This window comes from Virgisporangium aliadipatigenens, assembly GCF_016863615.1.
In the GTDB taxonomy this organism is placed as follows: Bacteria; Actinomycetota; Actinomycetes; order Mycobacteriales; family Micromonosporaceae; genus Virgisporangium; species Virgisporangium aliadipatigenens.
Genome location: NZ_BOPF01000001.1, coordinates 135,324 through 144,280, shown reverse-complemented (window position 1 = coordinate 144,280; position 8,957 = coordinate 135,324). Strand labels below are relative to the sequence as shown.

Sequence of the window (8,957 nt, the reverse complement as noted above, 5' to 3'; positions counted from 1 at the left end):
GGGACGGGCGGCTGCTGGCCGCGCTGGTCCGGGACGGGTGGCTGCTGGCCGCGCTGGTCCGGGACGGGTGGCTGCTGGCCGCGCTGGTCCGGAGCCGTTGGCTGGAAGGCGGACCGGCCCGGGACGGGCGGCTGCTGGCCGGGCGGGGCCTGGATCGGCGGCTGGTAGCCGGACGGGCCCGAGACGGGTGCGTGGAATCCGGACTGCGACGGACCGGGCCGCCCGAGGGTGGGCGGCCGAGGACCGGGCCGGGTGGGGGCCGGCGGCTGCGAGCCCGACGTCGGTGGCTCGAAACCCGGCTGCTGCGCGATGGGCGGGTACTGGCCGGGTGCGGCTGCTCCGCCCTGGGGCGGCGTGCCGTAGGGCTGCGGCCCGTGCGGCTGCGGACCCTGGTACTGCTGGCCCTGCGGCGGGACGCCGAAGGGTTGCTGACCCTGGGCGGGGCCGTAGGGCTGCGGTGCTTGCGGCGGACCCGAGGGCTGGGCACCCTGCTGCGACTGACGATCACCCGGCGGCACACCGTAGGCAGGCGGACCTGACGGCTGCGCACCCGGGGACTGACGGTCGCCCGAAGGCACACCGTAGGAATGCGGGCCCGACGACTGCGGACCCTGCTGCGGCTGACGATCACCCGGCGGCACGCCGTAAGCAGGCGGACCCGACGGCTGCGCGCCCTGCGGCCCGGCGCCGAATCGCTGCCCTGCCGAGGTCGGCGGCCCCTGAGCCGGCCCACCGTACGGCGCCTGCCCCTGAGGCGGCTGTCCGTACTGCGGCGCCCCGTACTGCGGCGGCGGCCCGGATCCGGCCGGCGGCACCGCCCCACGCGCTCCACTGGGACGCACCGGCCGACCCGGCCCGGGAGGCGGCGTGCCCGGGGTCCAGGTCGGCGCACCGGTCTGGTTCAGCGGTGCGGTAGGCGGCTCCGGTGCCCACGTCGGCGGTGCGGCGGGCTGCGGAGGCGGGCCTTGCTGCGGGGTGCCGGGCACCCAGGTCGGCGGCGGGCCGGCCGGGTTGATCGGCGCCGTGGGCGGCTCCGGGCTGGTGGCCGGCGCCCACGTCGGCGGCCCGGGCGGTGCCGACGGGACAGGCGGCGCGGATGTCGCCGAGGACGGTGGCACGGGAGGTGTCCAGGACTGCGGGTGCTGCGGGTGCTGCGGCGGTGTCCAGGACTGCGGGTGCCCCGGCTGCTGCGGGACGGGTGGCACGGCGGGCGGCCGGATCCCGGTCCACGTCGGCGGTCGGGGGCCGGGGCGCGTGGGCGGGGCATCCGGGGTGGTGGGCAGCGGCGTCAGCGCGGTGGGTTCGTCCGGAGCGGCCTGGATCGGTGTACCGCCGATGAGAGCGGTCGGCTCCTCACCCGGGACCGGTGCCCGCCCAGCCGTGGTCTCGCCGCGCAGGAACGTGGTCTGCTCGCTCGACGGGATCCGGTCGCCGGGTGGCGTGGCGGGCCGCGAATCCCCCGACGGCACAACGGATCCCGTGCGCGGATCGACGGCCGGCGCGACACCGCCGGGGACCGCGCCCGTGCGTGCATCCGCGGGCGCCACACGGCCGGAGGGCGTTCCGGTGCGCGGGTCGACCGGCGGCACACCACCGGAGGCCGCGCCCGTGCGCGGATCCGTGGGCACGGGCCGACCCGGGAACGGCTCCACCGGGGGCGCCACACCGGCGCGCCCGACCGGTCCCGGCGGCGGCACCGACGCGCGCCCCGGCCGCGCGACGAACCGGTCCGTCGGGTCCACCACGGGAAACCCGAACCGCTCGGTGGGTGCCTCGGCCGGTGGCGTCAGGCGTTCGGTGAGGGCGTCGGGGTCCTCGACGGGCGACCGCGTGGGCGCGGTACGCCCTACCGGCGGTGGAGCCGTCCCGGCGGGGCCCGCGACGGGTGCGCGCACGACCCACGTCGGATCCTCGTTCGGCGTAGGTGGGGGCTCGGCCGGACGCGGGAAACCCGCGGGCGCGGGGTCGACCGGCCGCTGGAAACCCGTCGGCGCGGGCTCGACCGGGCGCTGGAAACCCGTCGGCGCGGGCTCGACCGGGCGCGGGAAAGGCGTGGGGTCGATCGGGCGTTGGAAGGCCGCCGGCACGTCCTCGCCCCGCCGCACGAAGCGGGTCGTCTCGATGTCGCGCCGATCCGCGCCGAGCACCGACGGCGGCACGTCGTCCAGCGCCGGTGCGCTCTCGCCCTTGACCGGCAACGGTTCGCGGGGCGGCGGCGAGGGGAGGATGACCGGCGGCTCGGGCTCGGCCGGGGTCGCGGGCGGCGTGGCCGGTGGCGGCGTGGGCGGGTGCGACTCGCGCACCTGCTGACGCCGCAGCAACGCGGCCAGCCCCTTGCGGCGCGGCGGCGGTTGGGGTGCCTCGGGTTCCGCGGCCTCGGGCTCGGTGGGCGGCGGGTCGGCGGGAGGCGGCGGAGCGGGCGGCAGGGAGACGATCGCCGCGCCGATGGCGATGCTGTGTTCGGGCGACGGGTCGAGCACCGTCGGCACACCGAACTCCGCCCCGACGAGCTGGCTGATCAACGGAATCCGCGACGAGCCGCCGGCGAGGAGGATCCCCCGCAGGTCCGCCGGGCCCAGTTCCGCCGAGCGCAGTGCGCGTCGGAGGGCGCCGATCGTGTCGGCCAGCACGGGCGTGATCATCTGTTCGAACTCGGAGCGGTTCAGCCGGACGCGGGTGTGCAGGTCCGGCAGCGCGACCGGGATCATCACCTCGGTGTCGTAGGAGAGCGCCTCCTTGGCCTCCACGCAGTCGCGCCGCAGGCGGGCCAGGGCCGAGGTGGTGGCGTCGTCGTCGAAGTCGAGGCGCTCGGCGACGTCTCCGAGCGTGTTGAGCACGTGCGCGAAGACGGCCTCGTCGAAGTCGATGCCGCCGAGCTGCTCGATGCCCTCGGGCTGGCCCAGCAGGTTGAACCCGTCGTCGGTCTTGCGCAGCACCGCCGCGTCGAAGGTGCCGCCGCCCAGGTCGTAGACGGCGATGATCTCGCCGGCCTGAACGCGTTCGGTGGCGGCGAAGCGGAGTGCCGCGGCCTCGGGCTCGGAACGCAGCGTCACCGCCGAGACGTCGGCCAGCCGCACCGCCTGTTCCAACAACTCGCGCTTGAACGGCCCCCAGTTGGCGGGATGCGTGACCGTGACCGTCGACGGCGGCCCGTCCTGCAGTCCGGAAACGGTGTCCACCACGTGGGCGAGGAGCCGGGCCATGAGGGCGTGCGCGGAGTACGGGGACCCGCCGACGAGCACCGGCACCGGGTCGCCCACCCGCCGCTTGAACTCCCGCGCCAGCCGCGCGGGCTCGAGCAGTCCGCGCCGCTCGGCGGCCTCGCCGACCAGCACCGCCCCGTCGGGATGCACGTAGACCAGGGACGGGATCTCGGCACGGCGCGCCCCGAGCTGCGCGATCTCGACCGTTCCCGCCGACCGCACCGCGGCCGCGGTGTACGTCGTGCCGAGATCGACCCCCAGGCCGTAACCCACGAAGCCCCCATCCACACAGCTCGAACCACATACTGTATGACCAGGAGGGAAGACCCCTCCAGCCCGGTCAGGGCACAGCCTCGCACTTGGGTGCCACCGGCCGGAACTGGTCGCAGTAGCCCCGCGCCTCCTCGATGGACGCGAAGCCGTCCTGGAGGATCACCCACAGTTGTCCCTGCCGGCCGGCGATCACCACACCGCCCGACGCATCGATCAGCTTCGGCGACATGCCGGCCGCCTTGAGCGCGGCGAGCGCGGCGTCGGCCTCCGGCTTGCCACGGTCCGGGCCGGTCTGCGGGAACACGTCGATGAGCACATACGGTCTTCGAACCTGCGGCTCGACCGGCTTGGGGGCACTTGTCGGCGCGGTGGCGTTCCCGGAACCGCCGCCGAAGAACGACGGCAGCCGCGGCTTCCACTCGAAGAAGACCACCGCGCCGGCCGTCATCGCGACGATCAGCACGATCGCGAGAACGGTCGGTGTGCGCCGGCCGAGCCGGGACTTGTTCATCCGGTCGATCTCGGTGCTGACGACCGGCGGGGCGTCGTCCGCCTCGTCGGCGATGTCGCTGAGGTCGACGACGAGCGCGTACTTCGTCGCCGGCCCGCTGAGCTTGCGCTTCGGCCGCGCCTTGATCAGTGCCGTGGCGGGGGTGCCCGGCTGCACGTCGAGCACGGTCGGCTTGACGCTCACCTTGCCGGCGTCCGGGTCCAGGCGCGGCTCGACGAGCACGGTCATGGCGTTCTCGCCGCTGTTGGTGACCTCCAACGTGACCGGATTGCGCCAGCGCTTGCCGTTGGTGAGGGTGGCCGACAGGTGCTGCGGCGCGTTGACCGACAGCAGCCCGGTGGCCCGGCCGGCCACGGCCGCCGTACCACTCTCCTGCGCCAGCACCGTGAACGGCTGCAGCCCCCGGCTGATCGCGAGGGACTTCGGTGGGCTGAAGACCAGTTCGACCGAGGTGCGCTCACCGGAGGGCAGCTCGACGCGCTCGGGATCGGCCCGGACCCACGCGGAGGCGCGGCCGCGCGCGAGCGCGAGCCGCACCTCCACATCGTCGATGCCCTCGTTGGTGACCTCGACCGGCACCCGGGCCTCGGTCCCGGGCACCACGACCACGGGGGTGCGCGGCAGCCCCAGAACGATCGTCACCGTGTTGCCCGGGTTCGCGACAGCGGTGCTCGCAAGCTGCGCTCCTTGCTGCTCACGGCGTGGCGTCGGCGGTGGCGTCGTCCGCGTCGGCGTTCTGGGCGTCGGCGACGTCCATCGGCGTGGAGCGGATGTCGAGCGGGTTGGAGTGGGCCTTGATCTCCAGCGCGTCGCTGAAGCCGTCCTGGTCGGAGTCGCCGAGCTTCGGGTCGTAGCCCATGGCGATCTCGAGCTGGTCGTCGAGTCCGTCGCCGTCGGTGTCGACCTGGTCGCCGGCGAAGCTGCCGTCGAGGTGCCCGTCGCCGTCGGTGTCGGGCTTGGTCGGGTCGAGCCCGCGGGCCAGTTCGAAGGCGTCGTTGAGCTTGTCGCCGTCGGTGTCGGCCTGGTGGGCGTCGGTCTTCATGTCGACGATCTCCATGCCGTCGGGCAGGTTGTCGCCGTCGGTGTCGGCATTGAGCGGGTCGAGGCCGAGGCGGCGTTCGTTGGCGTCGGTGAGGCCGTCGCCGTCCGCGTCCGCGCCGCCGAGGAGCACCGGCGCCTGCACGGCCGGCGTGGCCGCGAGGTCGGTGGGCGGGACGGCCGCGGGGGGTGTGCCGCCGAGCGGCGTCGCCGTCCCGTCGGAGATGCCCGGGATGACGGCCGCGTACTGGAACCGGCTGCCGGCGTCGCGTTCGACCACGCCGACGCGGGAGTTGGCGGCCTCGACGGTCCGGCCGTCGCCGGTGGAGATCGCGACGTGCGCGCCCTTCACCTCGCCGCGGCTGCTGAACGGATCCACGTCGAAGTGGAACAGCAGCGCGCCCGGCGTCCGCTTGGCCTCCTCGACGGAGATGACCATCCCCTTCTCCTTGAGGAAGCGGTACTGCGCCGAGGCGCCGTCCGGGATCTCCCCACCGGCCTGGTGCGTGGCCCACTGGGTGAACTCGGAACAGTCGAAGGTGTTGGGGTCCGGGTTGTCGAGGTCGACCTCGGCGCCGAACACGTACCTGTCGCCCACCTGTGCCCGGGCGACCTCGAGGAACCGGGTGAGCGAGGCGTTGCCGCCCTGTCCCGTGGGGTTGGCGACCGGTGTCGTGGCGACGGCGGCACCCGCGTCGTCGCCGGCGTCCAGCCGGTGTCCGTAGCCGGGCGTACCGGTCCAGACCCCGTGTCCCGGCCCGTCGCCGTAGGCGACCGCCGCGGCTTCCGCCTCGTCGCGGTAGCGCAGATAGCGGGACTTGCCGAGCCCGTGCGTGACGGTCCACGGCGACACGTCCTCGCCGCCACGGGACACCTCGTACGCCGCCTTGGCGTTCTGCAGCGGGTCGTAGAGGTCGTACTTGGAGTTGAGTCCCGGGTGGGCTCGGCCGTTGATCTGCCACAGCCCCTTCGAGTCCTCACCGACCGGGTTGTGGGCACGGCTGTTGCCACCGGATTCCGCGAGCGCGATCGCGGTCATGGTCGCCGCCTCGTCGGGTGAAAAGCCCGCTTGGCGCGCGAAACCGTATATCTGTTCCGGCGAATACCTTGGCATGGCGCCAGGTTACCCTGCCTGTCATGCCCCCTTCCTGGATCGGTCTCGCGGACGCGTTACTGCAACGCGAAGCGTTGGTTTCGCGCGTCGCCGAGGGCCGGCCGCCCCGGGACTTCGCCGGACTCTTCGTCGGCGGCGAGGACGTCGAACGCATCCTGGGCGCGCTGCCCGGCCTCGACGGCCCGGACGCCGAGAAGGTCCGCGCAGTTCACGAGGCAGCCGCCGCGGGGATCGACGCCGCGCGTGCGCGGTTCACAGAGGGGTTGCGGGACACATCGCCGTTCGCGCGGCTGGTGCGCTCCGCCGGGCTGACGTCGACCGAGGCCGAACTTCTGGCCGTGCTCGCGGCCGTCGAGATGAGCCCGGCGCGGCAGCGGCTCGTTCAATACATGCAAGATTCTGTGCAACTGTCCCAACTGACGCTTGCTGTATTGGCGCGGTTCTTTCCCGAAGGGGACACACTCGTCGCCCCGGACGCCCCGTTGCGTCGGGCCCGACTCGTGGACGTCGCGGCGAGCGGCCCGTGGGGCACGCGGTTGTGTTCGGTTCCGCCACGCGTCGTGTGGCATCTGCGCGGCGACGGTTCCGCGGACCCGGACCTTCCGCCCGGTTCGACCCGCGCCGCCGGCGACGTCGAGGTGCCGCCCGCCGCCGGCCTTCTTCTCGTGAACGGCGGCGACCGGCTCAGCCGCCTCGGTGTGGTGGCCGGCGAGTGGGCCGGCCACGCGTGGTTGCGCTGCCCGTTACCGTCGAACGCGGCGGAATGGACAGCCGTGGTGCGGGAGGCGACGTGCGGGTCCGCTGTCGTCGTTCTCGAGACGGAAGGACCGTTGGACGCGCCCGGAAGCGACGCGGTGACCCGGGCCCCGCACCTGGCGTGGGTCCTGTCCACGCGTGGCGAACTGCCGCTGGAGAGCGTGCCCGACATACCGTGGCGGGAGATCCGGGTGTCGGACACCTTCGCCGACGCGCAGGACTGGAAGCGGTCGCTGGACCGCGAACCGGACCCCGCGTACCGGCTCACGCGCGACCAGTTGCGGCTGGTCACCGCGGCCGGCGCGGCACAGGCCCTGACGCCCGCCGTGCGCCGGCTGGCCGGCGGCCATCTCGACGGGGTGGCCGTGCGGATCCGCCCGCGGCGCACCTGGGAGGACCTGATCCTGCCGGCCGAGGACGCGGTGATGCTGCGCGAACTGGCCGCCCGGCACCGGCGCCGCGACACGGTCTATGGACAGTGGCGCTTCTCGCCGCTACCTTCCACCGGGGTCGTGGCGCTGTTCGCCGGCCCGTCGGGCACCGGAAAGACGCTCGCCGCGGAGGTCGTCGCGGGTGAGCTCGGGCTCGACCTGTACAAGGTCGACCTCTCCTCCGTGGTGAGCAAATACATCGGCGAGACGGAGAAGAACCTCGAACGCATCTTCGGGGCGGCCGCGGCCGGCGACCTCGTGCTCTTCTTCGACGAGGCGGACGCCTTGTTCGGCAAGCGTTCCGAGGTGAGCGACGCGCACGACCGGTACGCCAACATCGAGGTCGCGTACCTGCTGCAGCGGTTGGAGACCTACGACGGGCTGGTGGTTCTGGCCACCAACCTGCAACGCAACATCGACACGGCGTTCCTGCGGCGGATCGCGGTCGCCGTCGACTTCACGCTGCCCGAGGAGCCCGAAAGGCTGGCCATCTGGTCACGGTGTTTTCCCTCGGAGGCACCCATCGAGGATCTCGACCTCGGATTCCTGGCGCGTCAGTTCAAGGTGTCGGGTGGCATCATCAACAACGCGGCACTGGGTGCGGCGTTCCTGGCCGCCGAGGACGGGACCCCGATCACGATGCGCCACGCCGTGCTCGCGATGAAGCGGGAGTTCCAGAAGCTCGGCCGGCTGCGCACGGAGGCCGAGTTCGAACGCTACTTCGACCTGGTGAATAGAGAAGCCGATGCTGCACCTGCTCGATGAGTCGATGGAGACGTTCCTCCGCAAGATCGTCCCGCTGCCCGCACGCGACGTCGACATCGTCTTCGACGCACCGGACGGCACCTGGGCGGCCGCGGTCTCGCGCCCCACGGTGAACCTCTACTTGTGGGACGTGCGGCAGAACCTCACCGAACGGCACTTCGGCGAGGAGATGGTCAACCGGGCGGACGGCCGGCGGTTCCGCCGCGACCCGCTGCCGCGCATCGACTGCCGGTACCTCGTGACGGCGTGGACCTCCGAGGTGCGCGACGAACATTCACTCCTCGGCCATGTGCTGTCCGCGCTGCTGCTGCACCCGCAGATCGCCGAGGAGCACCTCGCGCCGCCGCTGGCCGGCATCCTGCCGCTGCCCACCGTGCGGCTGCGCGGCGGCGACGGCAACGAGACCTCGGACCTCTGGTCGGCCCTGGGCGGGCAGCTCAAGCCCGGGCTGGACCTGATGGTGACGGCCACCGTGGACCCGGCGGCACTGGTCGAGGCCGGTCCGCCCGTCTCCGAGGTCGTGGTGCGCGCCAACGAGTCCACTGTGGATGGTCCGGCGGGCCGGCCGGGCGTGGACGGCGCCTCGGTCACGTCGGTGCCGTTCCCGGACGTGACGGCTGCCCCGACGGAGGAGCCCCAGGATCAGCCGAACGGACGACCTCGCCGAAAGCGATAGGCCCGCATTAGCGCTGGATCGCGTTGCAGTGACCCGTTTTGGGCCTGATTTGCACGGTGTGAAATCCGGTAGTGGAAACCCTTGACCGGGCATGGCACACTCCGCCTCGCCCCGAACATCATCGATTCCTGCGGATCGCGCCGACGCCCCCTCCCGGTCGTCGACACGGTCCGGTGCAACGGTTCTGGAC

At 73.2% G+C, this 8,957-nt stretch carries 5 protein-coding genes; 2 read left to right on the top strand and 3 right to left on the bottom strand.

Annotated features, from left to right (window positions below):
• The 3 genes from Val02_RS00570 to Val02_RS00560 all read right to left on the bottom strand — a co-directional run.
• On the bottom strand, positions 1-3,476 hold a 3,476-nt coding region (locus Val02_RS00570), incomplete at its 3' end, for an Hsp70 family protein (RefSeq protein ID WP_203896828.1).
• 67 nt (positions 3,477-3,543) lie between these two features.
• The gene (locus tag Val02_RS00565; protein WP_203896827.1) at positions 3,544-4,629 is read right to left on the bottom strand and encodes a COG1470 family protein; all 1,086 of its coding nucleotides are present in this window, start codon (positions 4,627-4,629) and stop codon (positions 3,544-3,546) included.
• Positions 4,630-4,681: 52 nt separating this feature from the next.
• Positions 4,682-6,139 carry a transglycosylase SLT domain-containing protein gene (locus Val02_RS00560; protein ID WP_275415525.1) on the bottom strand — a complete coding sequence of 486 codons (1,458 nt, stop codon included), beginning with the start codon at positions 6,137-6,139 and terminating at the stop codon, positions 4,682-4,684.
• 23 nt (positions 6,140-6,162) lie between these two features.
• Between Val02_RS00560 and Val02_RS00555 the strand changes: the two genes are divergently transcribed.
• Both Val02_RS00555 and Val02_RS00550 read left to right on the top strand, forming a co-directional pair.
• Complete coding sequence (locus tag Val02_RS00555) at positions 6,163-8,091, top strand: ATP-binding protein (protein WP_203896825.1); 1,929 nt, start codon at positions 6,163-6,165, stop codon at positions 8,089-8,091.
• A complete protein-coding gene (locus tag Val02_RS00550) occupies positions 8,072-8,767 on the top strand; it encodes a Pvc16 family protein (RefSeq protein WP_203896824.1) in 696 nt (231 codons plus the stop codon). Before Val02_RS00555 ends, Val02_RS00550 begins: the two co-directional genes overlap by 20 nt.
• Positions 8,768-8,957 lie beyond the last annotated feature (190 nt).

Excerpts from the sequence above, each read along its gene's own strand:
- Val02_RS00560 (WP_275415525.1), bottom strand. The coding sequence starts at position 6,139 with ATGCCAAGGTATTCGCCGGAACAGATATACGGTTTCGCGCGCCAAGCG.
- Val02_RS00555 (WP_203896825.1), top strand. The coding sequence starts at position 6,163 with ATGCCCCCTTCCTGGATCGGTCTCGCGGACGCGTTACTGCAACGCGAA.
- Val02_RS00550 (WP_203896824.1), top strand. The coding sequence starts at position 8,072 with ATGCTGCACCTGCTCGATGAGTCGATGGAGACGTTCCTCCGCAAGATC.